Origin of the sequence: Nostoc sp. (assembly GCF_036916735.1) — a bacterium.
GTDB lineage: Bacteria > Cyanobacteriota > Cyanobacteriia > Cyanobacteriales > Nostocaceae > Nostoc.
This window is the reverse complement of the sequence record NZ_JBALFV010000120.1, coordinates 1-25,439: the sequence shown is the minus strand read 5'-3', so window position 1 is coordinate 25,439 and position 25,439 is coordinate 1. Positions and strand designations below refer to the sequence as shown.

General features: G+C 42.2%; 26 protein-coding genes. 9 read left to right on the top strand and 17 right to left on the bottom strand.

Annotated elements, in window-relative coordinates:
* Positions 1-98 precede the first annotated feature (98 nt).
* The 4 genes from V7L20_RS29255 to murC all read right to left on the bottom strand — a co-directional run bounded on the left by V7L20_RS29255 (position 99) and on the right by murC (position 3,816).
* Positions 99-569, bottom strand: a complete 471-nt coding sequence (locus tag V7L20_RS29255; protein ID WP_334747438.1) for a low molecular weight protein-tyrosine-phosphatase — start codon at positions 567-569, stop codon at positions 99-101.
* A gap of 55 nt (positions 570-624) precedes the next feature.
* Positions 625-972: a YbaB/EbfC family nucleoid-associated protein gene (locus V7L20_RS29250; protein ID WP_100900466.1), complete on the bottom strand. Its 348-nt coding sequence runs from the start codon at positions 970-972 to the stop codon at positions 625-627.
* A gap of 233 nt (positions 973-1,205) precedes the next feature.
* Positions 1,206-2,231, bottom strand: coding sequence for a UDP-N-acetylmuramate dehydrogenase (gene murB / locus V7L20_RS29245; RefSeq protein WP_334747437.1), 1,026 nt, complete (start codon positions 2,229-2,231; stop codon positions 1,206-1,208).
* 121 nt (positions 2,232-2,352) lie between these two features.
* Positions 2,353-3,816, bottom strand: a complete 1,464-nt coding sequence (murC, locus tag V7L20_RS29240) for a UDP-N-acetylmuramate--L-alanine ligase (RefSeq protein ID WP_334747436.1) — start codon at positions 3,814-3,816, stop codon at positions 2,353-2,355.
* Between the two features lie 402 nt (positions 3,817-4,218).
* Here murC and nadD point away from each other — a divergent pair, with 402 nt between their 5' ends.
* Together nadD and V7L20_RS29230 are read left to right on the top strand one after the other, a co-directional pair.
* Positions 4,219-4,845 carry a nicotinate (nicotinamide) nucleotide adenylyltransferase gene (gene nadD / locus V7L20_RS29235; RefSeq protein ID WP_334747435.1) on the top strand — a complete coding sequence of 209 codons (627 nt, stop codon included), beginning with the start codon at positions 4,219-4,221 and terminating at the stop codon, positions 4,843-4,845.
* A 116-nt stretch (positions 4,846-4,961) separates the two neighbouring features.
* Positions 4,962-5,975, top strand: coding sequence for a type I glyceraldehyde-3-phosphate dehydrogenase (locus V7L20_RS29230; RefSeq protein WP_334747434.1), 1,014 nt, complete (start codon positions 4,962-4,964; stop codon positions 5,973-5,975).
* A 62-nt stretch (positions 5,976-6,037) separates the two neighbouring features.
* Here V7L20_RS29230 and thiL read toward each other — a convergent pair whose 3' ends face one another.
* Complete coding sequence (thiL, locus tag V7L20_RS29225; RefSeq protein WP_334747433.1) at positions 6,038-7,105, bottom strand: thiamine-phosphate kinase; 1,068 nt, start codon at positions 7,103-7,105, stop codon at positions 6,038-6,040.
* Positions 7,106-7,194: 89 nt separating this feature from the next.
* Between thiL and V7L20_RS29220 the strand changes: the two genes are divergently transcribed.
* Positions 7,195-7,782, top strand: a complete 588-nt coding sequence (locus V7L20_RS29220) for a Uma2 family endonuclease (RefSeq protein ID WP_334747432.1) — start codon at positions 7,195-7,197, stop codon at positions 7,780-7,782.
* A gap of 103 nt (positions 7,783-7,885) precedes the next feature.
* On the opposite strand, the gene V7L20_RS29215 is transcribed toward V7L20_RS29220, so the two are convergent.
* The gene (locus tag V7L20_RS29215) at positions 7,886-8,992 is read right to left on the bottom strand and encodes a peptidylprolyl isomerase (RefSeq protein ID WP_334747431.1); all 1,107 of its coding nucleotides are present in this window, start codon (positions 8,990-8,992) and stop codon (positions 7,886-7,888) included.
* 248 nt (positions 8,993-9,240) lie between these two features.
* Here V7L20_RS29215 and efp point away from each other — a divergent pair, with 248 nt between their 5' ends.
* The 3 genes from efp to V7L20_RS29200 all read left to right on the top strand — a co-directional run bounded on the left by efp (position 9,241) and on the right by V7L20_RS29200 (position 10,887).
* Entirely contained in the window at positions 9,241-9,798 is a 558-nt protein-coding gene (gene efp / locus V7L20_RS29210) for an elongation factor P (RefSeq protein WP_109012189.1), read from the top strand.
* A gap of 108 nt (positions 9,799-9,906) precedes the next feature.
* Positions 9,907-10,464: an acetyl-CoA carboxylase biotin carboxyl carrier protein gene (gene accB / locus V7L20_RS29205; RefSeq protein ID WP_334747430.1), complete on the top strand. Its 558-nt coding sequence runs from the start codon at positions 9,907-9,909 to the stop codon at positions 10,462-10,464.
* Positions 10,465-10,539: 75 nt separating this feature from the next.
* Positions 10,540-10,887, top strand: coding sequence for an ArsR/SmtB family transcription factor (locus tag V7L20_RS29200; RefSeq protein WP_334747429.1), 348 nt, complete (start codon positions 10,540-10,542; stop codon positions 10,885-10,887).
* Positions 10,888-10,983: 96 nt separating this feature from the next.
* Here the strand turns inward: V7L20_RS29200 and V7L20_RS29195 are convergent, their stop codons facing one another.
* Both V7L20_RS29195 and V7L20_RS29190 read right to left on the bottom strand, forming a co-directional pair.
* A complete protein-coding gene (locus V7L20_RS29195; protein WP_334747428.1) occupies positions 10,984-11,613 on the bottom strand; it encodes a GerMN domain-containing protein in 630 nt (209 codons plus the stop codon).
* 314 nt (positions 11,614-11,927) lie between these two features.
* Positions 11,928-13,742, bottom strand: coding sequence for a proline--tRNA ligase (locus tag V7L20_RS29190; protein ID WP_334747427.1), 1,815 nt, complete (start codon positions 13,740-13,742; stop codon positions 11,928-11,930).
* A 637-nt stretch (positions 13,743-14,379) separates the two neighbouring features.
* On the opposite strand from V7L20_RS29190, the gene V7L20_RS29185 reads away from it, so the two are divergent.
* Positions 14,380-15,762: a 1-acyl-sn-glycerol-3-phosphate acyltransferase gene (locus V7L20_RS29185; RefSeq protein ID WP_334747465.1), complete on the top strand. Its 1,383-nt coding sequence runs from the start codon at positions 14,380-14,382 to the stop codon at positions 15,760-15,762.
* A gap of 503 nt (positions 15,763-16,265) precedes the next feature.
* Here the strand turns inward: V7L20_RS29185 and V7L20_RS29180 are convergent.
* Entirely contained in the window at positions 16,266-17,150 is an 885-nt protein-coding gene (locus tag V7L20_RS29180; RefSeq protein WP_334747426.1) for an NAD(P)-dependent oxidoreductase, read from the bottom strand.
* Between the two features lie 334 nt (positions 17,151-17,484).
* On the opposite strand from V7L20_RS29180, the gene V7L20_RS29175 reads away from it, so the two are divergent.
* Positions 17,485-18,159 carry an O-methyltransferase gene (locus V7L20_RS29175; protein WP_334747425.1) on the top strand — a complete coding sequence of 225 codons (675 nt, stop codon included), beginning with the start codon at positions 17,485-17,487 and terminating at the stop codon, positions 18,157-18,159.
* Positions 18,160-18,244: 85 nt separating this feature from the next.
* Here the strand turns inward: V7L20_RS29175 and V7L20_RS29170 are convergent, their stop codons facing one another.
* The 7 genes from V7L20_RS29170 to cysE all read right to left on the bottom strand — a co-directional run bounded on the left by V7L20_RS29170 (position 18,245) and on the right by cysE (position 22,361).
* Positions 18,245-18,793, bottom strand: coding sequence for a (2Fe-2S) ferredoxin domain-containing protein (locus V7L20_RS29170; RefSeq protein WP_334747424.1), 549 nt, complete (start codon positions 18,791-18,793; stop codon positions 18,245-18,247).
* Positions 18,794-18,902: 109 nt separating this feature from the next.
* Positions 18,903-19,106, bottom strand: coding sequence for a putative nitrogen fixation protein NifT (gene nifT / locus V7L20_RS29165; protein ID WP_069070440.1), 204 nt, complete (start codon positions 19,104-19,106; stop codon positions 18,903-18,905).
* Positions 19,081-19,368: a nitrogen fixation protein NifZ gene (locus V7L20_RS29160; protein ID WP_094327372.1), complete on the bottom strand. Its 288-nt coding sequence runs from the start codon at positions 19,366-19,368 to the stop codon at positions 19,081-19,083. The genes nifT and V7L20_RS29160 overlap by 26 nt, the downstream gene beginning before the upstream one ends.
* Positions 19,355-20,488, bottom strand: a complete 1,134-nt coding sequence (gene nifV / locus V7L20_RS29155; RefSeq protein ID WP_334747423.1) for a homocitrate synthase — start codon at positions 20,486-20,488, stop codon at positions 19,355-19,357. Before nifV ends, V7L20_RS29160 begins: the two co-directional genes overlap by 14 nt.
* A gap of 371 nt (positions 20,489-20,859) precedes the next feature.
* Positions 20,860-21,057, bottom strand: coding sequence for a DUF2949 domain-containing protein (locus V7L20_RS29150; protein WP_334747422.1), 198 nt, complete (start codon positions 21,055-21,057; stop codon positions 20,860-20,862).
* 272 nt (positions 21,058-21,329) lie between these two features.
* A complete protein-coding gene (locus tag V7L20_RS29145; protein ID WP_334747421.1) occupies positions 21,330-21,575 on the bottom strand; it encodes an Asr1405/Asl0597 family protein in 246 nt (81 codons plus the stop codon).
* Between the two features lie 45 nt (positions 21,576-21,620).
* Positions 21,621-22,361 (bottom strand): serine O-acetyltransferase, encoded by a 741-nt coding sequence (gene cysE / locus V7L20_RS29140; RefSeq protein ID WP_334747420.1) that lies wholly within the window; start codon positions 22,359-22,361, stop codon positions 21,621-21,623.
* Between the two features lie 804 nt (positions 22,362-23,165).
* On the opposite strand from cysE, the gene V7L20_RS29135 reads away from it, so the two are divergent.
* A complete protein-coding gene (locus V7L20_RS29135; RefSeq protein WP_334747419.1) occupies positions 23,166-24,512 on the top strand; it encodes an NAD(P)/FAD-dependent oxidoreductase in 1,347 nt (448 codons plus the stop codon).
* Between the two features lie 594 nt (positions 24,513-25,106).
* Here V7L20_RS29135 and V7L20_RS29130 read toward each other — a convergent pair.
* On the bottom strand, positions 25,107-25,439 hold a 333-nt coding region (locus tag V7L20_RS29130; protein WP_334747418.1), incomplete at its 5' end, for a hypothetical protein.

Below are 25,439 nucleotides of genomic sequence, written 5' to 3'. Positions count from 1 at the left end.
AGCGTAGGCTTTGAAACAATGAACAGTGAACTGATCTAGTAAGGAACTTAAATCCAATTTTCTAACTGATAACTGTTAAAACTGCTAATTTTTAACTCCTAACTCCTAACTTTTGTAAGCAGACCTTCACAAGCATCGATCAGTAAATCAATAACCCGATTAAATCCCTCTTGACCACCGTAATAGGGATCTGGAACTTCCTTCAGGGTGTGTCGAGAGCAAAACTCACACATCAAACGCACTTTATGCTGATACTGCTTAGTTTGATCCAGAGTGAGGATGTTCTCATAATTTTCTTGATCCATCGCTAAAATTAAATCAAAGTCTTGAAAGTCTGACTTTTGAAACTGGCGTGCTCGACCAGACAGTTTAATTCCCAACTTTGTAGCTGCCGCAGCACTCATGCGCCTGTCAGGTGGGCTACCAACGTGATAACTAGATGTACCAGCAGAGTCACAGACGATGCCATCGCTCAAGCCAGCCTGCTCAATTAAATGATTCATAATGTTTTCTGCCGATGGCGATCGGCAGATGTTACCTAAGCAGACAAATAGCAACTTGTAAACCATAGATATTTTTTGTCCTTTGTCAATAGTCAAAAGTGATTTGACCAATGACTTTTGACTAAAATCCAGGAAGTTCTAATCCACTGGTCAATTCTTCCATACGTTCCCGCATTGTTGCTGTGGATTTGTTGTAGGCTTCTTTCATTGCCACTGTCACCAGATCAGAAAGTACTTCTGCACCTTCCCCTAAAGCATCTGGAGAAATTTCTACCCGCTTGGGTTCTTGGTTACCACTGACAATCACCTTCACCAAACCACCGCCAGATTCTCCTAGAATCTCCATTTGCTCCAATTCTTCTTGGAGTCGCTTTGCGCCTTCTTGAACTTGCTGCGCTTTCTTAAAAGCGTCAGCCAATTCTTTCATTTTTCCTAAGCCAAAGCCGAATCCTTGTCCTTTACCTGTCATAATTAGTTTTACGCGTATGCGTTGAATAACAAATCAAATTCAATTATAGATGCGGTAAGTAATTTGCCTCTTTTTTTACCAATAATTAATGCGTTAGAGAGTGGGGAGTGGGGAGTAGGGAGTAGGGAATTAAGCATTGGGAATTGCACATTGGTTATTAATTCTTCTTCCTCATCCCCCTCATCTCCCTGATCTCCCCCATTCCCCATTCCCCACTCCCGACTCTCCATTCCCTATCCACAAGCACCTTGAAACTCTCCGAGCATTTTGACTTCTGGTTCTAAATTAATAGACCAACGTTCTTGTACTTGATGTTGGATGTGGCGAATGAGACAGAAGATATCACTAGCTTTTGCTCCACCACGGTTAACGATGAAATTAGCATGAAGTTGGGCTACTTGCGCTCCACCAATTTGGTAGCCTTTCAACCCAGTTTGTTCAATTAACCAGCCAGCGCTGTAAGGTTTAGGATTGCGGAACACACTACCACAGCTGGGGAAGTTGTATGGTTGGGTGTTTAAGCGATGCTTTTTGTGTTCTCTGGTGATTGCCACAACTTTTGCTGGGTCGGCACCTGGCGCGAGTTGTAAGGTAGCTTGGGTGACTATGCGTTGGCAACGCCTCTCCGAAGGAGACTCGCCACCTTGCAATAATGAAGTTCGGTAGCTATAACCTAACTGGTCGCGGGTAAGAGTTTCCAATGTGCCATCGGGTGAAAGTACCTGGACACTAACTAACATATCTGCGATACAGTTATTATGTGCCCCTGCATTCATCACCACTGCCCCTCCGGCTGTTCCAGGGATGCCAACAGCCCACTCCAATCCTTGCCATCCTAATTCTGCTGCTGCCCATGCCAAACTGGGAATTGATTCTCCAGCAGCAACGGTTAATTGACCGGTTTGGGGGTCAAAGTTGCTGAAGCGGAGATGACGAGTAGCAATGACTAAGCCTGATATACCCTCATCGCTTACTAGCAAGTTAGAACCTGCTCCTAGTGTTGTCACCTTTAAATTACGTTCTTTTGCGTATTTAAGACTTGCTTGCAGTGCTTCTAAGTTTCGGGGGGCAACGTATAAATCAGCCGCTCCCCCAACTCTATAGGAAGTGAATGCTGACAAAGAAGCCTGGGACTTGATCACACAATCAGTATTGGGTAAGTAAATTACTTCACTGTCCACCGAATTAGTTGTTTGATGTTTCTTTGTATTTAAAGCAGAAGCTGTGCAGACGTTTCCAGCTGCCTGGTAAATGGTCATCTTTACTTTTTGGTAAAATTTTTAAATTCATTTACCGTAAAAATACGGTATTTAAGTTCACAGATGGAACAGTTGCTAGACAGGCGCTTTGCTCAGAAATAAAACTTCGCAAAGTCTTCACTTAGGATGTGGCTTTAGCCGGTTCGCAAAGTGTCGTAATTATTTCAGGAATTACCTGATTCAAGTTCCCAGCCCCCAAAAATAGCGCCAAGTCTCCTGGACGTAGTGTATGCAGCAAGAACTCACATACAGAGGGTAAAGTTGGTTGATAAACTAGAAAAGAATGGTGTTTAGCAATTTCCGCCGCTAGATGTTCACCACTAATTTGTCCTAAATTGGGTTCGCCTGCACTATAAATATCAGTCAGCACAACCAAATCAGCATGGGTAAAGGAATCGGCAAATTCATCTAAAAAGGTGAGTGTACGGCTATAGCGATGGGGTTGGAAGATGGCAACCACTCTTTGCCCTGGTCTTGCCTGTAAGCGTGCTGCAGCAAGAGTAGCGCGAATCTCACTAGGATGATGAGCATAATCATCGATGAAAGTAATATCATCGACTTCACCCCGGAATTCAAAGCGGCGTCTTGCTCCTTTAAAGGTGGCGATACCTTTAGCAATTTCTCCAAATTCTAAGCCCAAGAAACGACCAACAGCTACTGCTGCTAAGGCATTACTGAGATTGTGCCGACTTAGCAAGCGTAACTTCAACACGCCCAAAGCTTTGCCTCTTTCCCAAACTAGAGCCGTGGTGCCATCAGCACGATAATCAATATTAGTAACGCTGTAATCAGCGTCGGTATGTGAGTATAAGCTGTAGCTGATTGTGGGTTGCAAGCGATCGCGCACTGTAGCACAATCAATGCTACCTATTAACGTTTTACAACCCTTAGCAAATGTCTGGAAGATGTCAATTACTTCTTCTAATGTCTCGTAATGGTCTGGATGATCGAGTTCAATATTGGTTATGATGCCAATCTCTGGAGCGTGTTTTACCAAGGAACCATCAGATTCATCTGCTTCAGCTACCAAATATTGGCTTTGTCCCAATCGAGCATTACCTTCCCAAGCATTGACTTCGCCACCTACTAAAATCGTTGGGTCAAGACCTGCTTCTAGAAGCATATAGCCAATCATGCTACTGGTTGTAGTTTTGCCGTGTGTTCCTGCCACTGCAATACTGTGGTAATCGGCAATTAAAGCTGCTAGTACATCTGAACGATGTAAAATTGGGCAACCTAATTCCAGCGCTGCTTTGTATTCTAAATTATTCGTGTTAATTGCTGTTGAACAAATGACTTGAGGCAGTATTGAGTTAGTAGCAGTAGGTAATTCTTCTTGTGAATTTAATACTACTGCATTCGCTAATACCTGAGGGCGAAAGAATTCGAGATTGCTTGCCTCTTGTCTACCAAAAATATGAGCGCCGATAGATTCTAACTTGTGCGTAATGTGGTTAGGACGAAGATCCGAACCTGATACTGGAAATTGACGCTTGGCGAGAACGTATGCCAGAGCAGACATACCTATACCACCAATGCCAATGAAATGAAATGGTCTACCACTAAAATCTACAGAATTAGTCATTTCTTGCTCCTTTTACACCACACCACACCATAATCACAAATGACACGCGTATCATAACAGGAATTTGATTTTTACCGTAACTGTCCCAAAATCATGTTTATGTTTAATGGCCAGATGATATTTCTGCTCTGGTTTTGCTTGTTCAGAATGATTTTACCTTGGTTGGAGGTTTTTACTATTTCTAAACTGTTTTTAAGATTATTCTGAAAATTTTGGTTGCATCGGGAAAGAAATTCTTGTAATGTCAAATACATCTTTTTGGCTACCTTACTGGAATTGGCTACATCATACATTGTTAGTGAAGCTGATTTTAAATTGCATTCAGTCTAGGCATGAATTGCCTACAATAGTACATTGGTAATGAAACTATTTTTCAATTGCATAAAACCCAGGCATAACTGGATGCAACAACTAGCAATTTTTGGTGGCACATTTGATCCAATTCATTGGGGACACCTGCTGATAGCCGAGAGAGCTTTGCATCAAGTATCACTTGAAAAGGTAATTTGGGTGCCATCCCTAAATCCTCCTCACAAACAAGCAGCTTTATTTGAGCATCGTGTGGGAATGCTGCAATTAGCCATAGAAGATAACCCAGCGTTTACTGTCTCACTAGTAGAGGCAAATCGCTCTGGGACTTCTTATGCTATTAACACCCTGATGGACTTATCTGCTTCTTACCCAAATACTCACTGGTACTGGATCATAGGCTTGGATACTTTCCAAACCTTACCCCGTTGGTACCGTGGACACGAACTAGCACAAATGTGTGATTGGTTAATCGCACCCAGACTGCTAGGTGGTGAGACTATAACTCAAAGTAAATTAATCTGCAAGCAAGTGGAGCAACAACTTATAGAACAGTCACACACCATTGGCTGGCAACTCTTAGATATACCTTTAGTAGGAGTTTCGTCAAGTCTAATTCGCAAATTTTGCCGCGAACGCCAGTTAATTCGTTATTTAGTGCCGGAATCGGTCAGATCATATATCACTAACAACAATCTCTACTCGAACAAATCTGAATAAATTATGTGTTTTTTTATTGATCTAACACTTTATTGTTATGAGTGCCCCCCCCCTTTGCGATATGATTGGGGTCAACGATATCAACATATAAGCATAAATACAGAGGGCAAGACACTGTGATTAGAGTTGCAATCAACGGTTTCGGGCGGATTGGACGTAACTTTGCACGCTGCTGGGTGGGTAGAGAGAATAGTAAAATCGATCTTGTCGCTATTAATGACACTTCAGACCCTAGAACCAATGCTCATCTGCTGAAGTATGACTCCATGCTAGGGAAGATCAAAGATGCTGAGATTAGTGCCGATGATAACTCTATCATCGTTAACGGTAAAACCATTAAGTGCGTATCCGATCGCAACCCAGAAAACTTGCCCTGGAAAGAGTGGGGAATTGACCTAATTATCGAAGCAACTGGGGTATTTACTAGCAAAGAAGGAGCGCTCAAGCATGTGAATGCTGGAGCCAAGAAAGTTCTGATTACTGCTCCTGGCAAAAACGAGGATGGCACTTTTGTAGTTGGTGTGAATCATCACGACTATGACCACAACAAACACCACATTATCAGTAACGCTAGCTGTACTACCAACTGCTTGGCACCGATTGCCAAGGTGTTGAACGATAAGTTTGGCATCATCAAAGGCACGATGACCACCACCCATAGCTATACAGGTGACCAACGCTTGTTAGACGCTTCTCACCGGGATTTGCGACGGGCGAGGGCAGCAGCGATCAATATTGTACCCACCTCTACTGGTGCAGCAAAAGCTGTGGCGCTGGTTATCCCAGACCTCAAAGGCAAACTCAATGGCGTTGCCTTGCGCGTACCTACCCCGAACGTCTCAATGGTAGATTTCGTAGTTCAGGTTGAGAAGCGTACTATTACTGAAGAAGTTAACCAAGCTCTCAAAGATGCTGCCGAAGGGCCACTCAAAGGCATTTTGGACTATAGCCAATTAGAATTGGTATCTTCCGATTATCAAGGTACTGATGCTTCTTCGATTGTTGATGCTAGCTTGACTTTGGTTATGGGCAATGATCTAGTAAAAGTTATGGCGTGGTATGACAACGAGTGGGGTTACAGCCAACGAGTTTTGGATTTGGCAGAATTAGTAGCCGAGAAGTGGCAATAAATTAGTCATTAGTCATTGGTCATTAGTTTTTCACAATTGGACTTTGGACAAATGACAAAAGACTATTGACCAAAATGTTGAAATCCTTGGCTAAGACTCAGAACTTGGTCAGGGAATTTTTTTTGTTCGTCGTGCAATAGTACTGTTGATCCAGATGTAATGCTGCCTATGATCGCAGCACCTTGACCAAGATGTTGCACAAAGGCTGATGCTAACTCTTGTGGTAAGCACAGCACTAATTCAAAGTCTTCGCCACCATATAGAGCATAAGCTAGCGCTTGGTCTTCTGTCAGCCAATGGTTAAAAGTTTTTGGTACGGGAATTTGTCTGTATTCTAAGATAGCGCCTACACCACTGGCGCGGCAGATTTGAATAATCGCATCTGCCAAACCATCGCTGCTATCCATACCAGCGACAGGAATTTTAGATTTTAGATTTTGGACTTCGACTTCGCTCAGTCGAACGATTTTAGATTGGGAATTTAAAATTTTCTCGAGGATTGGTAAGACATCTAATCGTGGTTGTGGACGTTGGTGTGCGCGGATTAGATCGGTCTTTTCCACGTCGTTGAGGTCTTGTCCTAATTCAAGATGCAAGAGCAGTTCTAAGCCAGCTCTTGAGGCTCCATGAACGCCTGTAACAACGATCGCATCTCCCACAATAGCAGCAGAACGGCGGATAATTCGATCAGGGAAAACTTGACCAAAAGCAGTAATTGCCAAAGTAGTCACAGGCGATCGCACAATATCACCCCCGACAATTGGGGTATTGTATTTTTGCAGACATTCTGTCATTCCCTGGTACAAGCGCTCTACCCAACTCACCCTAACTTCACCGGGGAGTCCTAACCCGACAGTGATTCCCAATGGAGAAGCACCCATTGCTGCTAAATCTGATAAATTTGCAGCAGCAGCTCGCCAACCAGCATCTTCTGGGGAAGTGGTGACATTGCTAAAATGTACGCCATCAACCAGTACATCTGTTGTTACTACTAAAGATTGCTTTGGTGCAGTCACCAGAACTGCTGCGTCATCGCCGATAATTTCTGGAGGACAGAAGCGCCGTAATCTTTCTAAAAGACCTTGTTCACCAATGTCTTTGACTTGTAGAGAAGATAATTCATTATTCACAATCGGTTTTCCGTGTTGCAAAATTACTAAGAAAACTGATGATTTGTTTTACTGTTTAAGATAAGAGTATTGTCTAGGAGTCAGTTGGAATGGTAACAACACCAGTAACCAGCATTACATTTGAAGAGTATTTAACCTATGATGATGGTAGCGATTTCCATTATGAACTGGTGGATGGCAAACTAGAGCTAATGAATCCACCTACTATTGAACATTTCCTGATTGCCAAATTTCTTGAGCAATTAATAGATGCAGAAATCAAACGTTGTAACTCTCCTTGGTTGTGTTTTCGGGAAAGTGGGGTGAGAACGGGTAGAAATAAATCTAGGTTGACTGATTTGTGTGTAGTGACACTGGAGCAAGCTAGAGAATTATTGAATGCTTCAGCAGTATTTGAGTCCCCGCCGTTACTAATTGTAGAGGTGGTTAGTCCTGAGTCGGTGAAACGGGACTATCGCCATAAGCGCTCCGAATATGCGGCCTTAGAAGTTCCTGAATATTGGATTGTAGACCCACTGTCAGCAAAAATTTCAGTGTTACTACTGGAAGATGGATTGTATGAGGAAACAGTTTTTACTGCGAACCAGCAAATTGGATCACGGACTTTTCCAGAATTAGCCATCGCAGTTGATCAAGTGTTCACTGTCGGGAATTTGAGTCAGGGGAGACGCGATTAATCGCGTCTGTACAGGAGTTAGGAGTTAGGAGTTAGGAGTTAGTAATTATTCTCCCTCATCTTCCCCTGCTCCCCCTGCTTCCCCTGCTTCCCCTGCTCTGTTTTTATGCTGCTTGCGGCTCAACCAGATTTTCTATTCCCTGAACCACGGTTGCCGATTCAATTTTGTCACCAGCCTTGAGTTTATCCAAAACTTCTTTCCCTTCGGTGAGATAGCCAAAAACGGCATAACGACCATCCAATAGGTTGCGTCCGGCGGGGGTGAGTTCTGGTTCAAAGAGAAAGAAGAAAAATTGTGATGAACCACCATTGACTTCACTTTCAGGACGAGCCATTACCACTGCCCCAAAAGCAGAGAAAGGTAGAACTGGCATATCAATGTAACGACCAGCTTCTTCTAGAGTAATGCCATAGGTAGGTGCTTTATCACCTTGAACTAAGACTTCTAAGGGAATAGCACGATATTTACCCGTGTTTGGATCAATGAAACCCACATCCTTACCTACTGGGTCTCCAGTTTGCAGAAAGTAAGATTCTTCAGAACGCGTAAATTCTAAGCCATTATAAAAACCTCTCTGCACCAAATCTACAAAGTTACCAGCAGTGACAGGGGCGCTATAACCATCTACTACAAGGGTCAAATCGCCTTTGTTGGTTTTGATTTCTACAGTGGCACGACCTTTAAGTTGTGGCAGGTTACTGTATTGAGCAGGCACTTCAAAGGGGAATTGTTTCACCATTGACTCTTCTATCTGAGTAACAAGATTCAGAAGTTTGCCTCTCTGTTGGAGAATTTGTTCTTTATCTTTGCTGTTCGCTAATTCTTCCAATTTACCCACCCCAGATTTTAACTCAGTAATCCAAGCTTCGGCTTGGGGTTGGCGTTCTTCGGGAACGCTTGTTAAGATTTGGGAGGGTTTATCGAGAATGCGGGATGCTTTGCTGATGTCTTGGGAAATAGCACCCCACCGCCGATTAGCCCGGAGTTGGGCAGAGATGTCCTCTAGACTAGCTTGTAGTTGCCGTACAGGTTTGTTATCTATCGGGAGTGCATACCGCAACAAAGCCTTGCCATCGGTAATTGCATTGCCGGCTGGCAGTGCGGCGCTACTGGAGGGAGTCCACCCAGCTGTAGTTATGCCTAAAAATATTGTTACCAGCAGTATTGCCATTAGGCTGTTCTTCAGCCAGGATTTTAATAAGTTAAGCATGGGATAACTCAAATGCAGCATTAAATTGTTGACTGGACGTAACCCATCAATAATCTTCCCACGTTAAGGGCAGAGGATAAATGACTATTGACTAATACTTCGACTACGCCCTTACTTCGACTGCGCTCAGTACAAGTCGACTACGCTCAGTACAAGTGACAAATGACTATTGACTAATGACAAATGCCCAATGACGACTCTAGAAGGGTACAATAAATGCCGATTGTCTTCCAAAATTTGAAAGTTTCATGATCTCCAGTAACGACTTTCGACCCGGTGTTTCAATTGTATTAGATGGGTCTGTATGGCGAGTGCTAGAATTCCTGCACGTCAAGCCAGGCAAAGGTTCCGCTTTTGTACGAACTAAGTTAAAAAATGTCCAGAGTGGCAGCGTCATGGAAAAAACGTTCCGAGCCGGGGAAACAGTTCCGCAAGCCACGTTAGAAAAAAGCACGATGCAGCATACCTATAAAGAGGGCGATGAGTTCGTCTTTATGGATATGGAAACCTACGAAGAAGGCAGATTGACCCGCGAACAAATTGGCGATCGCGTCAAATACCTCAAGGAAGGTATGGAAGCTGAAGTTATTAAGTGGGGCGACCAAGTGCTGGGAGTAGAATTGCCTAAGTCTGTGGTTCTGGAAATTGTACAAACAGATCCAGGTTTAAAAGGTGACACTGCTACTGGTGGTTCAAAACCAGCAACTCTAGAAACTGGTGCAGTTGTGATGGTTCCTTTGTTTATTTCTCAAGGAGAACGCATCAAAGTTGATACTCAGGAAGATAAGTATATCAGCAGGGAATAACTTTCATCTCTACGGAGACGCAAGTCCCGATGGAAATCCCGACATAGGGATTTAATCCCTGCCACACTTAAGATGCTCATTTACGGATAGGTCGAGGTAATAAAAACTGTGCCATTGGACTTTAATGAAATCCGCCAACTACTGGCAACTATCGCCCAAACAGATATTGCAGAAGTGACGCTCAAAAGCAATGATTTTGAACTAACAGTCCGTAAGGCTGTGAGCGCCAGCAATCAGATGTTGTCGGTAGGTCAAGCGACCTTCGGCGGTGTGGTGGGTTCGGGCTTGACATCGGGTTCATCTGGAGGAAACCAGATGAACACGAGTCAGGTAACGGAGATGTCCACATCTCGTGTGTTTGAGAATACTGGTATTAACACACCATTGCAGTTGTCAGTAAATCCACCCTCAATCATTGACCAGAGATTAGTAGAAGTGCCTTCCCCAATGGTGGGAACGTTTTATCGCGCTCCTGCACCGGGGGAAGTGGCATTTGTAGAAGTGGGTGATCGCGTCCGCAAGGGTCAAACTGTCTGTATCATTGAGGCTATGAAGCTGATGAATGAAATAGAAGCCGAAGTCTCTGGACAAGTAATGGAAATTCTTCTCCAAAATGGTGACCCAGTAGAATATGGTCAACCTTTGATGCGAATTAACCCCGATTAAGTATTAATCTATATATGAAATGAATCATCCTAAATGAGTCATTGTTAAAACTTCAGTCCTTGCGGGTTAATCCTGATGAAACAAACGTTGCCTTTATCGCCAGAAGTGGTGCAACAAGTAGCTGAATACTTCAGTCTGTTAAGTGAGCCGATGCGCCTGCGGCTGCTCCACTTATTACGGGATGAAGAAAAATGTGTGCAAGAGTTGGTAGAGGCAACACAGACTTCTCAGGCAAATGTATCAAAACACCTGAAGGTAATGTGGCAAGCAGGTGTCCTTAGCCGCCGCAGTGAAGGAACTTGCGCCTATTACCGGGTGGAAGATGAAATGATTTTTGATTTGTGTAATCGGGTTTGCGATCGCCTTGCTACAAGGTTAGAACAGCAAGCCCGTAACTTTCGTGTGTTAAATAGCAAACGGTAATTATAAGAAAGTTATGAGTTATGAGTTATGAGTTATGAGTTAAAACTCCTCACTCCCGCACAGACGCTATTAATAGCGTCTCTACTCTTAACTTTTTTAAAGCTGATAATTTTTTTGAAAACTTTCACGAGTTAGTGGCTGTTGTAACTCTAGACCCTCACCGCCTAAAATATCCAATGGTTTGCCGTTCACGTCAATGTACACTTTGGCTTTGGGATTTAAAGTTGTCGCAGTGTAAACAACCTGTCCTACGCGACCCATCATTGATGTGCTTCCACCACCACTGGTAAAATCTTCAGATAAATTAACATGAACCTCATCATTTTCCGCCTTCAGCCCCAAAAGTTTGGTTCCTTTGGGGATGGTTGTGGAATCTGTCGTCCCTTGTCCTGGACCTGCTAACAAACTTTGGAAAGCTGCTTCTAATGGCTGGTTGGGGCGTATAGAAGCGACTCTAACAGGCTGGGGGACTAAAGTAACATTTTTTTCTGTTGGTTTTAGCCAATAAACGTTAGGGCTTTGCTCATTAGCTGGCTGCTTATTAGCTGGCTGCTTAGTTGATGGCTGTGTTGGCTGTTGGATGCGCCCAGAGGGGTTTGGTGGTGTGGGAGTATTGCTGGAGTGTGTAGTAAACCAAGCCACACCGCCACCCACCGCTACAACCACTGCTGAGACGGCTGCAATTGCGCCAGAAGAAATACGATTAGATCCTTGTTGGTCTTTCATGTTCAAAACCTTCCTGACTGAGGGCTGATTTGGTAGTTATGTGAGGAGCAGCCTGGTTAAGGACGATACTTATAACTGAAGAGTTTCCTGCTACCTGGAGAAGACTTTACGCCTCAAAAGGCGATTATTTTTAATTCTGCAAGTACGTAATTCAATTTTAGAATTTATATTTCTAATCCGTCACCTGCCAAATTATGTAAATCTCATTCTTTTTGAAGATGAGTAAAGATTAAATTTACAACGCAAAGAAACGCTGAGTAAAACGCAGAGGAACGCAAAGTAAAGTATTTATTCCTCTGCGTAAACGTTTATGTTTAATTTTTTACCTGAATGGCGGCAGTAATCCACTGATGAAGTGTAGTTGTAACCTCCTCAATGACAATTTCTTGAGATTTGCGGGTTGCTCTTTCTACAACTTCGACTTTGCCATTGGCGATCGCTCGTCCGGTTACAATTCTATAAGGTATGCCTATCAAGTCAGCATCTTTAAATTTCACTCCAGCGCGTTCGTCGCGGTCATCTAGTAAAGTTTCAATTCCCCTAGAATTGAGTTCTGTGTAAAGTTTTTGGGCGATTTCGATTTGTTGAGGATCGTTTATGTTGGGAATTGTGATGATCGCGTGGTAGGGTGCGATCGCAACTGGCCAAATAATCCCATCTTTATCATAAGATTGCTCTACAGCAGCTTGTGCTAATCGTGACACACCCACGCCAAAACAACCCATAAGTAGCGGCTTTTCTTCACCCTGTTCATTGGTATAAGTTGCTCCCATCGCTTGGGAGTATTTTGTGCCTAATTGGAAGATGTGACCTGCTTCAATTCCACGGGTGTTGAAGAGAGTTTGTTCTGGGTTATGGATGGCGCGATCGCCTGGTCTTGCCTTTCGTATATCTACTATACCGCTTGGTAACTTAAATTGCTTATTCCAATTAGCACCAACTACGTGATAGCCAGCTTCATTCGCGCCTGTAACAAAGTTTTTTAAATCAACGGCTGTTTGATCTACTAAGCGCAAAAACTTAGGATGGATCTGTTTATTAGCAGTAATATACTCATCTGCGATGTCTGGCGCAATGTAGCCTAAAGGTAGAGATTTAGTTGTCCATGCTTGCTGCGCTTCTACATTTGGTACATTCAAACTAATAATAGTTTTAGCACCATACTCAGGAGCTAATTTGGTCAATTCATTTTGCAACTTGACTTCATTAACTTCCTGATCGCCTCGGATGCTCATCAAAACTAACACCGTTATACCATTATCATAAACTGTCTGATAAAGGACATTTTTCACCAATTGAGTGGGAGAACAGTTGAGGAGTTGACAAACTTTTTCAATCGTCTCCGTTCCAGGTGTATCGCGTTTCTCGTAGTTTGTAAACCTTGAAATTTCAGCGTCAATTGGTAAAGAAACAGCCTTTTCTACGTTAGCAGCGTATTTACCATCCTCAGTGTAGAGAACTTCGTCTTCACCAGCTTCTGCCAAAACCATAAATTCTGTGGAACCAGAACCACCAATTGCACCAGAATCGGCTTCCACTGCCCGAAAAGCTAAACCAGAACGTCGCAGCATATTGCTGTACGCTTTATACATATTCTGGTAAGTTTCTTTGAGGCTGGCTTCATCAGCATGGAACGAGTAGCCGTCCTTCATGATAAATTCCCGTCCGCGCATCAAACCAAAGCGAGGGCGAATTTCATCGCGGAATTTGGTTTGAATTTGGTAGAGATGTAGTGGTAACTGGCGATAAGAGCGAATCATATCACGAGCGATCACTGTGATTACTTCCTCATGAGTTGGGCCTAATCCTAATTGTTGCTCACGGCGGTCAATTAGGGAAAACATAATTCCCTCAGCTTTGGTGTAAGTGTCCCAGCGTCCCGATTCCTTCCATAAATCAGCTGGTTGTAATTGTGGTAGGAGACATTCTTGTGCGCCTGTAGCATTCATTTCTTCCCGCACAATCTGGGAAACTTTTTGTAATACCCGCCACATCAGAGGGAGATAAGCATAAATACCGCTACCGATGCGACGAATGTAGCCTGCACGGAGTAATAATTTATGACTAGGAATCTCAGCATCAGCTGGATCATCCCGCAGTGTAACAAATAACATTTGTGAAAGTCGCATCGTTTATTCCCTTTCCAGAATCTCTAATTTGTTTATAAACCACCTGGCGATTAGAAATCGCCGCCACACAAATTCAAAGTCTGCCTGGGCGGACTAAGAAGGTATCCTAGTACTTGAACTTGCGTGGTGTCGGCATCTTACAGCCGTTAAGATGTGGCATGATAAAATCTTTGCAACTATTTAATCTAGGTCTAGGTTATGAGTCCTTTGACAAACGGAGTGGCTTTGCGATAAATTGAGCGACTTTGATTCTGGCTTGCACTTTTTAAAACTACGGTATATACACAAGTCTCTTGACCTGCAATGGCATTGTATCGACTGACAATGACATTGCATTGACTAATAATGGCATTGCATCGATTAACAATGGCATTGCATTAACTAACAACGGCATTGTATCGACTGACAATGGCATTGCATCGACTAAAGGATTTCCAAAAAATAAATTATCTAAATAAACAAACCACTTCAGATGCAGAGAATACACAGAGAAAAGAAATAGAGAGGATTTTTGCATCATGTTTGTCTGTATAGCTGTGACTTCAATTGTCAGGGCATTTTATAGCCGTTAAGATAGCTTAAAAGAAATAACCCCACCAGGCGATTATAAATCGTGGCATCTTCAGGAGAAACTACTTTGGCAGATGTAATTTATCAAGCACAGCCACCCTTAAAATTTATTCCTCCAGCATTTAACCCCTTAGTTTTACGAATTGTCCATCTGTTGCTACCCAGTTGGATAAACTGGCAAACAGCTATTACTCAAATTGAAGGGGACAACGTAGAGGTTTTAGTGGATCTCTATCGCCAGTTTCAGGAGGATAAGATCCGTTTTATGCTGGCATTTCGCCATCCTAAAACAGACGATCCATTGTGTTTGACTTACTTGCTGTCTCAACTCGTGCCAAAGGTAGCACGATCGCAAGACACAGCGCTACAACTTCCAATTCACGCTCATTTTATCTACGATCGCGGCATTCCTCTATGGGCAGGTTCTCATGTTGGCTGGATTGCTTCTCATTTAGGTGGGACTCCGATTCAGCGAGGTAAGGCTGACTGGACGGGATTACGTTCGGCGCGTGACTTGTTTGCCAATGGGAAATTTCCAATGGCGGCTGCGCCTGAAGGTGCTACCAATGGTTTATCGGAGAATATTAGCCCCTTAGAACCTGGTATAGCCCAATTAGGCTTTTGGTGTGCTGAAGATTTGCACAAAGCTAGACGCGACCAACAGGTTCTAATTGTACCAGTTGGGATTAAATATAGTTACGTTGATGCTCCTTGGGATGCGATCGCTAATCTTTTAAGTGAATTGGAAGCGGCTAGTGGTTTACCTGTGAATGCAGCAGAAAAGGCTTCTATAGAGTCGCTTTATCCCCAGTTGTTGACTTTGGCAGAACATTTAGTTTCATTGATGGAAAAATTTTATACGCGCTTTTATCATCTAAAGCTGGCAGATATCAAAACAGTAGTAGGAGAAGTTGAAGATAGAAATGAGGCATTAGCAGTTCGTTTGCAAGCTTTATTGAATGCAGCGTTACTAATATCAGAACAGTATTTTGATTTGCAGTCAAAAGGTACTTTAAGTGACCGATGTCGGCGGGTAGAACAAGCTGGGTGGAATTATATATTTAGAGAAGATTTTAAGGATGTAAAAGGAGTATCTGTTGTTGAAAGAGCTTTAGGCGATCGCGTTGCTGAAGAAGCGAATGCACGGATGTGGCACATGCGGTTAGTAGAAAGTTTTGTAGCAGTTTCTGGTAATTATATTCGAGAAAATCCCACAGTAGAAAGGTTTGCTGAGACGACATTAATTTTATGGCAAATGATTGCTAAAATTAAAGGCGATAAAGGTGTACATCGTCCACAATTGGGTAAGCAAAAAGTCAAAATTACTGTGGGTGAACCCATATCTATTTCTGAGCGTTACCCAACCTATAAGGAAAATCGTTTGGGTGCTAGACAAGCTGTTGCTGAAGTGACGAATGATTTACAACACGCATTAGAAAGTTTAATTTGATTAAAAGGGTTGCATTTTTTGATAGTAACCATAATAAAGCTGTCAGTCGTCAGGAGGCTTATTGATTTTGACCCCTGCTTCCTAACTCTCTTAACTAGCAAGGTGCTATGTAAATACTCAAGTGTCATCCGAATTGGATATTACTTTCTAAAATAGATTGATGATAAGTCAATTTCAATGCCTTTACTTTCTAGCAATGACATTTTTTTATTAGATAATTAACATGTATAGAACAAAACAGATGTGTAGTGCTAAAAATAGCATTTTGTAACCCTTACTCCTTGGTGACAATAGAGGATTAATAAAAATTAATCAACTACAACAAAACTTTTGTTGGTTAATAACAATCTAGAAGAGAATTATTAGAACATCATCACGATTAAAAATAATTAATTTAATTTTGTCCATAAGTTACAAAAAAATCGCTGAATCAGATTTATTAGGGTCAACAGCAAAAGCACGAATTTCACTCATCTTGTTAAACCTGAGTCAAGTTATAAGCTTTACTTTGATGCAATTTCGTCAGAAAGAGCATTAATAATTTCTCTTAAGGGGCGATCGCTGTTAGACTCTTCTGGTGTTTCTTTACCCAAAGATGTATCCTTCACCAAGCGGTAAACATCAGCTGCTCCGGAAAAAATGCGCTCAGTCAGACCTACCTCCTGAAAGGTTTCGGCAATCTCTTCCATTTCCCCTATCCAACGATGTGCTTTTGGTGTCATGGATGGAATGGAACGGGTGAGTATAGCAGCAAGTTGCGGTTGGCTGCTAGATACTTCTTCCCATAGTTGCTCATCCAAGCCCAAGCGATGGGCGGCAATCAGTAATTCTGTACCAATCGCTGTCAGTCCTTTTGTCAAGGCGGCGTAAGACATCTTCAATCCAGAAGCTTGACCAATTTCATCGCCAATTACTCGTATATCCAACCCATAATTTTGCAGTTGTTGAAATTCAACGGCCTGTTTTCCTGAAGCATAGATGCGGGTACGACCAGGAACTCTGGGAGGTGGGCCAATAATTGAGGCATCTACGAATGTGACTCCCACTGATTCGATGATTTGGGCAACACGTTTTACTTTTTGGGGTGCAACTGCATTACAATCAACGTACAGAATCTGTTTCTTTACATTGCCTATTACCTCAGCTACAAGATTCGCTGCTTCTGTTGCGGCGGCGGGGACTAGAACTGATAGCACTACATCAGATTCAATTACTAGTTGTCTGAGAGAACCTACATCTTGGATGTTGCCTGCGGCGGCTAATTGCCGAGTTCTAGGACTGCGATCGTCCAGGGCAGCAATGGTCTTCAATCCATTTTGATTGAGAACAGATGCGATCGCCTGTCCCATGTCACCCGGGCTTAAAATACCAACTGTTTGAATTTGCATGGAAAGCTTGATTATCTGTAATTCAGCTTTTGGCTAATACGCTGACTTTGGTGATTGAGTCATGAAATAATTACGGTAAATTGATAGAATTACCGTGATTATCTAAATAGGAATTTATCATAAATCATTCTTAGGAAGCAAGTTACCTGATGATTCAAAAAGCAGATGTATTTTGATTTGTCCTAGCTTTTCTACGCAGAAGGTTGGAAACTTGTTGATAAACTTTTAGCTGAAGGAACCACACTGTTATTCTCTGCTAAAGCAAAGTGATTTTCTTAATTAATATTTAGATCGTATAAAAAGTGCTGGTGTTACTGTTACCAAAAGAGGAGTTATGACTCAAGAACTATGGACAGAAGTTGATCGTTACATCACTGATTTGCTTGTACCTTCTGATCCTGTGTTAGATGCTGCTCTTCAGGCTAGTGATGCTGCTGGTTTACCACCACATAATGTTTCGCCAAACCAAGGTAAACTGCTTATGCTATTAGCTTTAATCCATAAAGCACGGACTATTCTGGAGATTGGCACTTTAGGCGGCTATAGTACAATTTGGTTAGCTAGAGCATTGCCTGCTGACGGTCATTTGATCACCCTAGAGTCAAATCCCCAGCACGCCGAAGTTGCCCGCGATAATATTGCCCGGGCTGGACTAGCTCATCTTGTCGAGGTGCGTGTCGGCCGGGCAATAGATACACTGCCGCAATTAGCTAACGAGGAATACAATCCATTTGATCTGATTTTTATTGACGCAGACAAGCCAAGCAACCCAGAATATTTTGCGTGGGCGTTAAAGCTTTCCCGCCAAGGTAGCCTAATTATTGCCGATAACGTTGTTCGTAACGGAGCTGTGATTGAGGTGAACAGCGATGATCCTAACGTTCAGGGAGTGCGTCGTTTTAACGAATTGCTCAGTGCCCAAGCGCGTGTAAGTGCTACGGCAATCCAGACTGTAGGTAACAAAGGGTATGATGGCTTTGCGATCGCTCTTGTCATGCGTGAAAATTAGCTTTGTCTTACTATACCAACAAAAATAGAGGTAAAATTTTTACCCCTACAAATTTATCTATTATTTTAAGAATACCTAGAGAAGTTTATTGCTCTGAAGTTAAATGACTTTCTAGCAAAGATGCGATCGCTTCAGGATGAATATTCTTGTATTTTTTGTTACCAAGCTGTAAAACACAGTTGGGAGCGCTGCCACAGCATTTTTGGCAACTAGTATGTTCAATGTTAACTTTGTCTAACAAACCGCGATCGCACAAAGTTTTTTCTAATTCTGATAATAAACCTTTACCACCACGTTTGAGGCAACCGCCCTTTTGACATACCATAATCCTCGCTTTCGGTTGAGGTGGTAAATCTTGCTTTGGACACGCATCAATTGGTGTCACACGATAGGCTTTAATTTTTATTTTACTTGTGCGCGAGTCTACCTTACTATGACCACAAACGCGAATTTGCTGACCGGGAACTAAAGATGAACTTAGTAAACGGCGTAACTCTTTAGGCAGTTTAATTTCCACATTTCCAGATGGAACAGCTAATTGCAAATATTTATATTTTCCTGGTTCACCACCAACAAAACCTAGTAACTGTCCTTCAAGGTTCAATTCTGATAATGTCAAATACTTGTTACCCATGATTGATAAAAAGTTAGAAGTGAGGAGTTAGAAGTGAGGAGTTAGGAGTGAGGAGTTAGGAGTTAAAATTTATAGCTCATAACTCTTAACTCTTAACTCCTAACTATTTTTACGCGAGGCGTTTAGCTTCTACTGTTTGAGGTAAATTTGCTGTGTCTGGCAATTCACGAAATTCTAATTCCCAACCATTTGCTAGGGTGAGAATCTTACCATCATTTCCATCGGTTTGTTTGACGACTTCTTCTTCAAGGTCTTTTTTAGCAACGTAAACTACTAAAGTACCGGCGTCATTCATGCGTAGCATTACTTTCATGAGATTCCTCAACAGATTCTAGTTCTTTTTTCATACAGCCGACGACGAACCCTGTTTCTAAGAAATGCACAGCATAGATATAGGAAGTCTGCAAATATGTGCCTATACTCGCTATGTAGCCGATATCTCCTTTGTTTACTAAAACTTGGCCGACTTCCTTACCAGGAAAAGTACCATCGTTTTTGAGTAGTTTCCGAACTCTGACTTTTTCACCAATTTCAAAAGCAGGTGGCAAGTTTAGTTCTAATTCATCGCGTTGCATGAGAGTACCTCTGTTCTCTGACCAAATTCAATAATTCTTCTGTCGTCAAACTGCGTTTTTTCTGTACCGATTGATGGCGCACTGCGTCTAAAACAGATTGGGTTTCTTGGGAGTTCAAGAAAATTCCATGCTGCTCTAGCAAGTTTGAAACCAAATGCCGTCCAGAATGTTTTCCTACTACTAAACGCCGTTCCCAACCCACCTCTTCGGGTGCAAATGGTTCGTAGGTAGTGGGATTTTGCAATACCCCGTGAGCATGGATGCCAGATTCGTGAGCAAAAGTATTTTCGCCAACGATCGCTTTCCAGGGTGGTAAATCTGCACCAGATGCGGCTGCAACTAGTTGAGACAGTTCCAGCAAACTGGGAGTGTCAATGCCCAAATCAACGCCGTAGATGCGTTTGATCGCCATGACAACTTCTTCTAATGCGGCATTTCCCGCCCTTTCACCCAATCCGTTAACTGTGGTACTCACGGATGAGGCTCCGGCTTTAATACCTGCAAGGGCGTTGGCAGTTGCCAGACCAAAATCATTATGCGTGTGGATTTCTAGGGGAATCGTCAACGCTGAAACCAGCCTTTGGACTTTGGTATAGGTGGTGAAGGGGTCGAGAACTCCTACAGTGTCGCAGAAGCGGAACCGGGATGCACCCCATTCTTGGGCATAAAGTGCTACATCTAACAGGAAATTATCATCAGCCCTGGAAGAATCTTCGCCGCCGACTGCTACCCAAAGACCTTGATCGAGGGCGAAGTTAATTGAGTCTTTGAGTTTTTGTAAACTTACTCGCCACTGACCATGAAACTTAGTGGCAATTTGGATACCAGAGACGGGAATAGCAATATGTACCCTGTTCAAACCACAGGCGATGGAAGCCTTAATATCTGAGATAACAGCACGGTTCCAGCCCAAGAGTTTTGCTTGTAAACCTAAGTGAGAGATTGCGGCGATCGCCCGCGTTTCTTCATCACCCATTGCCGGTATACCCACTTCTAATTCGGGAATACCAATGTCATCAAGAAATTTAGCGATCGCAACTTTTTCTTCTAGGGTAAAAGCAACACCTGCTGCTTGTTCGCCATCGCGCAATGTAGTGTCATTAATTATGATTTGATTCATTGCAAATATCCCTCTCTTGGAAGTATTCTTAATAACCTTTATCTCTACAATTCCCAGCGATGGTAAATGCTAAAAATATCACAATTCATAATGTAGGATACATGATCCTTTATTATTTACCGATGATCAGCATCACATCTGTATGGGAGGGAACTAAAAACATGTATAATTTACTAATTGTTTTTACCGATGTCATTTGGCATTTCTTCGATTAGCAATGAACTGATATAGCTATTAGCAAACCCTGAACAAAGTAAAACACAGAATCCAGCAATTAAGGATGTAATCATCTTCGTGACCTCAGATTTTTTAGAGCATTGGAGTGTAATTTCGGCAGGTAATGGTACTCAAAGGTAAAAGGTTCAAAAGAGCTAACTTTGTTCTGCTAGCCAGTCAAAAATCTTTTCTAGCTGTTCCAAATCAACTAAACCATACTGCCAGAGAAGCATCGGTATTGGTCCGTTTTCTAATTCACGGTGTCGCAGAGCTACAGCAATATCGGCATTTGAAAGTTCAAGTTCGTTGTGCAAAAAATTCAAAAGTTTTATATCTCTGTTAGGAGTCGCCATAATTGAACTTTCAATTTCTTAATTTGGAAAAAATTAAAATTCATAAATTTCCAGTCTTGTTTGCTCATTTCACCTTTGTAATTGTCGCTAAATGTCAGGAAAATTTCAGATTTATAAGACTGGATAAAATCTAAAACTCGCTTAATCTCTCTCAGTCTGCAACAAATTCTGTTAGCGTACAGTAGCTTCAACTTCTAAAGCTATTCGAGCTTTGTGCATCTATAACAAAGACGCGAGTAAGGAGTGGGGTATGAAAAACTTTTCATTTGTACTCAGGACTCATCACTGTAATCCCAGCAACGCTCAAGCCAGTCTAATAATTCGTGACGAGAAGCAAGAAATTGCATAATTGTACTGCGAATTAGAATTACTTCGAGCAAATTGTTCACTTGCACTCGTAAAGAACCATCGGGGGGACAAGAACTGTTAATTTTTAACTCTTGCAAACGGTGATAGATTCGCCAGCGATCGCTCAAAGGAATCTGTAAAACTTGATCGCCTAAAGTATGATTTGTCATTTGTCCTTTGTCCTTTGTCCTTTGTCAGTTGTCCTTTGCTAATGACTAATGACTTTTAACGCCTAAAGTTTGCAGTTGTTTTTCGAGTTGCTCTATGCGCGAGAGCAAAGAACGAATCACGGTTGCTTCCACATCGGGTAGCTTTCCATGTTCTAAAGGAGAAAGGTTGGCGCTTTCGTTCCGGGAAATAATTCGACCGGGAACTCCGACAACTGTACAATCGTTGGGGATATTCCGTAAGACAATGGAACCTGCACCAATACGGACGCGATCGCCAATTTGCAGATTACCCAAAACTTTCGCACCCGCCCCGATCACTGCATTTTTACCCACTGTGGGATGACGCTTACCAGTTTCTTTACCAGTTCCGCCAAGGGTGACGCCTTGGTAAATCAGTGTATAGTCGCCCACGATCACAGTTTCGCCAATCACAACACCCATTCCGTGGTCGATAAACACACCCTGACCAATTTCTGCGCCTGGGTGAATTTCAATTCCTGTTAAAAATCGCCCCAAATGAGAAATTAAGCGAGGGATAAAACCCACACCTCGACAATGTAACCAGTGAGCAAGACGATGCAAACATAAGGCGTGCAATCCAGGGTAGCAAAACACTACTTCTAGCCAATTACGTGCTGCTGGGTCGCGCTCAAAAATAATGCGAAAATCACTCAATAATGGCTCAAAAAAAACGCCAGAGAGGAAATTTTTCAGCATGGATGTATGGGCAGAATCCTGCGTTTTGGTAGTCTGGCGATTGCTAATACTGTCTAAAGACTGTTGCATCGGTAATGTCTATCTGGTAGAAAAGCCATTTGCTATTTTTATGCTTATATCAGGTGACTTCTAACTCGATAGAAAACCCAATGCTGATTGGATTTATTGGATTGATTAAGGTTGTACTCAAACGCCTAAACCTGTACCCCAAGATAAACTTAAAATTTATCTTGGGGTACGGGTGCTAGTGTTTAACGATAGGGGTACTAGTATTTTTGGGGCATGGGTTAAGAATTTCTATGCTCTCTACAAGAAACTTTACCTGCAAGCCTTTGCTAAGATTTCGTCAAGATATTTTGCAATATATTAAACTGTACTCAGATGCACTCAAATATGAGTTTGATCAGGCTACAAATTAATATTCTGTATATGCTACTACTATTAGTATCCTATTATCTCCATAGGCGAAAGACAGGTTTCTTTATTTTCTTTTAGGATTTCCTGTCTGTATGTATATATACGTTTCAAAATATAGTTATCGCTCATAGTGAATATCTTATTATATAAATGTGTTGAAGGAAAGCATTTCAATGAGTGCAAATTATCGGAATCCGATTTGATTACTGAATCACTTGAGTAAAACAACAAGGGTTTTCCTTGTGCAGTAAATTATAGAATAGACAAAAGTACCTACTAAATTGGCGAAGTGTGCCAAATCCTTGCTGAAGACAACCCGGAACTGAGTAATAAGAACTAACTTTGAATACTTTTATTATTTTTTCAATTGTTCTAAATAAACAGCAACCTTTATCATAATGCTGTTACATCTTTGTTAAGAATAGTTACAATTTCTTAACACAAGGGAATTTGATTATGGCAGTCTCACTTGAGAATAATGCCCCACATCAGGTTGTTATAGTTGGTGGTGGTTTTGGTGGGCTGTATGCAGCTAAGGCCCTGAATACAGCGAATATAAATGTTACTCTCATTGATAAACGTAACTTTCACCTGTTTCAGCCGCTTTTATATCAAGTTGCCACAGGTACGCTATCACCTTCTGATATTTCCGCACCATTGCGATCTGTATTTAAGAAAAGCAAGAACACAAAGGTGTTGTTGGGAGAAGTAAATGATATTGATCCAAAAGCGCAACAAGTTTTTTTGGGTGATGAAGTAGTACCTTATGATACATTAATTGTCGCCACAGGTGCTAACCATTCCTATTTTGGTAAGGAGAACTGGGAAAAAGTTGCTCCTGGTTTGAAAAGTGTGGAAGATGCGATAGAAATGCGTCGCCGGATATTTGGCGCATTTGAAGCAGCAGAAAAAGAAACTAATCCAGAAATTCGCCGTGCTTTCTTGACTTTTGTGATTGTGGGGGGTGGCCCGACCGGTGTAGAATTAGCAGGTGCGATCGCGGAATTAGCACACAAAACTCTCAAAGAAGATTTCCGCAGCATCAACACTTCAGAAACGAAAATTTTACTATTACAAGGGGGCCCTCGCATCCTTCCACACATTGCGCCAGAGTTATCGAAATCAGCAGCAGTATCTTTACAAAAGTTGGGTGTCGAACTCCACACTCACACCAGGGTGACAAATATTGAAGATGATATCGTTACTTTCAAGCAAGGCAATGAATTTACAGAAATTACCTCAAAAACTATATTGTGGGCAGCAGGTGTCCAAGGTTCTGGAATGGGGAAAGTCTTAGCAGAAAGTACAGGTGTAGAGTGCGATTACTCTGGGCGTGTAATTGTAGAACCTGACTTGTCTATCGAGGGTTATGACAACATTTTCGTAATTGGAGATTTAGCTAACTTCTCCCACCAAGATAGTAAAGTTTTACCTGGTGTTGCACCCGTAGCTAAACAACAAGGAGAGTATGTAGGTAAACTAATTCGACGACGGCTTCAAGGTCATACTTTGCCACAATTTCATTACAACGATGTGGGTAGTTTGGCGATGATTGGGCAAAATTTAGCTGTTGTAGATTTAAGCTTCATCAAACTCACAGGTTTCCTTGCTTGGGCATTTTGGCTATTAGTTCACATCTACTTCTTAATCGAGTTTGACACTAAATTACTAGTAGTATTTCAGTGGGCGTGGAATTATATCACTCGTAATCGTCGCTCTAGATTGATTACAGGTCGAGAAACTTTTGTAGAAACGAAAACTGTTAAAAATAGCGTGCAACAACCTTCTGTGACACCTCTGTAACTTTATGCATCACATAAGGAGCTATTAGAGTCAGGACTTACGCAATAACTCTCTAAAACTCTTATTCCTTTGTGTTCTTTGCGTCCTTTGCGGTTCGTTTTATCATGATTTTGCGTAAGTCCTGAGAGTGATGAGTGCAGTGTGGTGGCAAATCTTGGGCGAAGATTAGCTGTTCCAGGAAAAGAATATGGGGATAAGATACCGCCCTAAGCTATTTTGGCAATTTGGCAGTTCATAACTTCAAGTTGCAGTTTAAATGGAGATATCAACACAACGGGACAGCGAAGAAGTTGTACGAGGGATAAGGTAAAACTTCCTGCTTCTGGTGTCCCAGCTATGCCAGTTGTTGAGTGAGTGCTGTAGAAACGCTCTACATAATTGATACAGCGCTCACCAGAGTTCAGTTCCCGCTCTGCAACTGGCTAGAAATCAACAAAATCAAATATAGCTGAGATAGCAAAACGCTTGCTGGTGCGCGAATGACCTTCGCCAAGGCTGAACATTTCGATTTTCGAGACTCATTTAGGACTTACGCAAAAAACCTCTCAAACTCTGATTTCTCCGTGTCGCGCCAGTTACTACCCTGCGGGAACGCTAAAAGCGAACAAGTCGGGAAACCGCAAGGGCGCACTGGCTTCTCTGTGTACTCTGTGATACCCTCCAGGAAGCCACTTCGTGTCTACGTTTTTCCGTTATCTGTGCATAAGTCCTGTGATTAATGGAGTTCAAATACTCGTTAACGGAGTTCAAAGGTGGATTCATCCGGTTCAAATACTCGTTAACGGAGATAAAAGGTGGATTCATCCGGTTCAAATACTCGTTAACGGAGATAAAAGGTGGATTCATCCGGTTCAAATACTCGTTAACGCAGTTCAAAGGTGGATTCATCCGGTTCAAATACTCGTTAACGCAGTTCAAAGGTGGATT

Coding starts and splice junctions, on each gene's coding strand:
- V7L20_RS29255 (WP_334747438.1), bottom strand. CDS start 569: ATGGTTTACAAGTTGCTATTTGTCTGCTTAGGTAACATCTGCCGATCG.
- V7L20_RS29250 (WP_100900466.1), bottom strand. CDS start 972: ATGACAGGTAAAGGACAAGGATTCGGCTTTGGCTTAGGAAAAATGAAA.
- murB (WP_334747437.1), bottom strand. CDS start 2,231: ATGACCATTTACCAGGCAGCTGGAAACGTCTGCACAGCTTCTGCTTTA.
- murC (WP_334747436.1), bottom strand. CDS start 3,816: ATGACTAATTCTGTAGATTTTAGTGGTAGACCATTTCATTTCATTGGC.
- nadD (WP_334747435.1), top strand. CDS start 4,219: ATGCAACAACTAGCAATTTTTGGTGGCACATTTGATCCAATTCATTGG.
- V7L20_RS29220 (WP_334747432.1), top strand. CDS start 7,195: ATGGTAACAACACCAGTAACCAGCATTACATTTGAAGAGTATTTAACC.
- V7L20_RS29215 (WP_334747431.1), bottom strand. CDS start 8,992: ATGCTTAACTTATTAAAATCCTGGCTGAAGAACAGCCTAATGGCAATA.
- efp (WP_109012189.1), top strand. CDS start 9,241: ATGATCTCCAGTAACGACTTTCGACCCGGTGTTTCAATTGTATTAGAT.
- V7L20_RS29200 (WP_334747429.1), top strand. CDS start 10,540: ATGAAACAAACGTTGCCTTTATCGCCAGAAGTGGTGCAACAAGTAGCT.
- V7L20_RS29195 (WP_334747428.1), bottom strand. CDS start 11,613: ATGAAAGACCAACAAGGATCTAATCGTATTTCTTCTGGCGCAATTGCA.
- V7L20_RS29190 (WP_334747427.1), bottom strand. CDS start 13,742: ATGCGACTTTCACAAATGTTATTTGTTACACTGCGGGATGATCCAGCT.
- V7L20_RS29180 (WP_334747426.1), bottom strand. CDS start 17,150: ATGCAAATTCAAACAGTTGGTATTTTAAGCCCGGGTGACATGGGACAG.
- V7L20_RS29175 (WP_334747425.1), top strand. CDS start 17,485: ATGACTCAAGAACTATGGACAGAAGTTGATCGTTACATCACTGATTTG.
- V7L20_RS29170 (WP_334747424.1), bottom strand. CDS start 18,793: ATGGGTAACAAGTATTTGACATTATCAGAATTGAACCTTGAAGGACAG.
- nifT (WP_069070440.1), bottom strand. CDS start 19,106: ATGAAAGTAATGCTACGCATGAATGACGCCGGTACTTTAGTAGTTTAC.
- V7L20_RS29160 (WP_094327372.1), bottom strand. CDS start 19,368: ATGCAACGCGATGAATTAGAACTAAACTTGCCACCTGCTTTTGAAATT.
- nifV (WP_334747423.1), bottom strand. CDS start 20,488: ATGAATCAAATCATAATTAATGACACTACATTGCGCGATGGCGAACAA.
- V7L20_RS29150 (WP_334747422.1), bottom strand. CDS start 21,057: ATGGCGACTCCTAACAGAGATATAAAACTTTTGAATTTTTTGCACAAC.
- V7L20_RS29145 (WP_334747421.1), bottom strand. CDS start 21,575: ATGACAAATCATACTTTAGGCGATCAAGTTTTACAGATTCCTTTGAGC.
- cysE (WP_334747420.1), bottom strand. CDS start 22,361: ATGCAACAGTCTTTAGACAGTATTAGCAATCGCCAGACTACCAAAACG.
- V7L20_RS29135 (WP_334747419.1), top strand. CDS start 23,166: ATGGCAGTCTCACTTGAGAATAATGCCCCACATCAGGTTGTTATAGTT.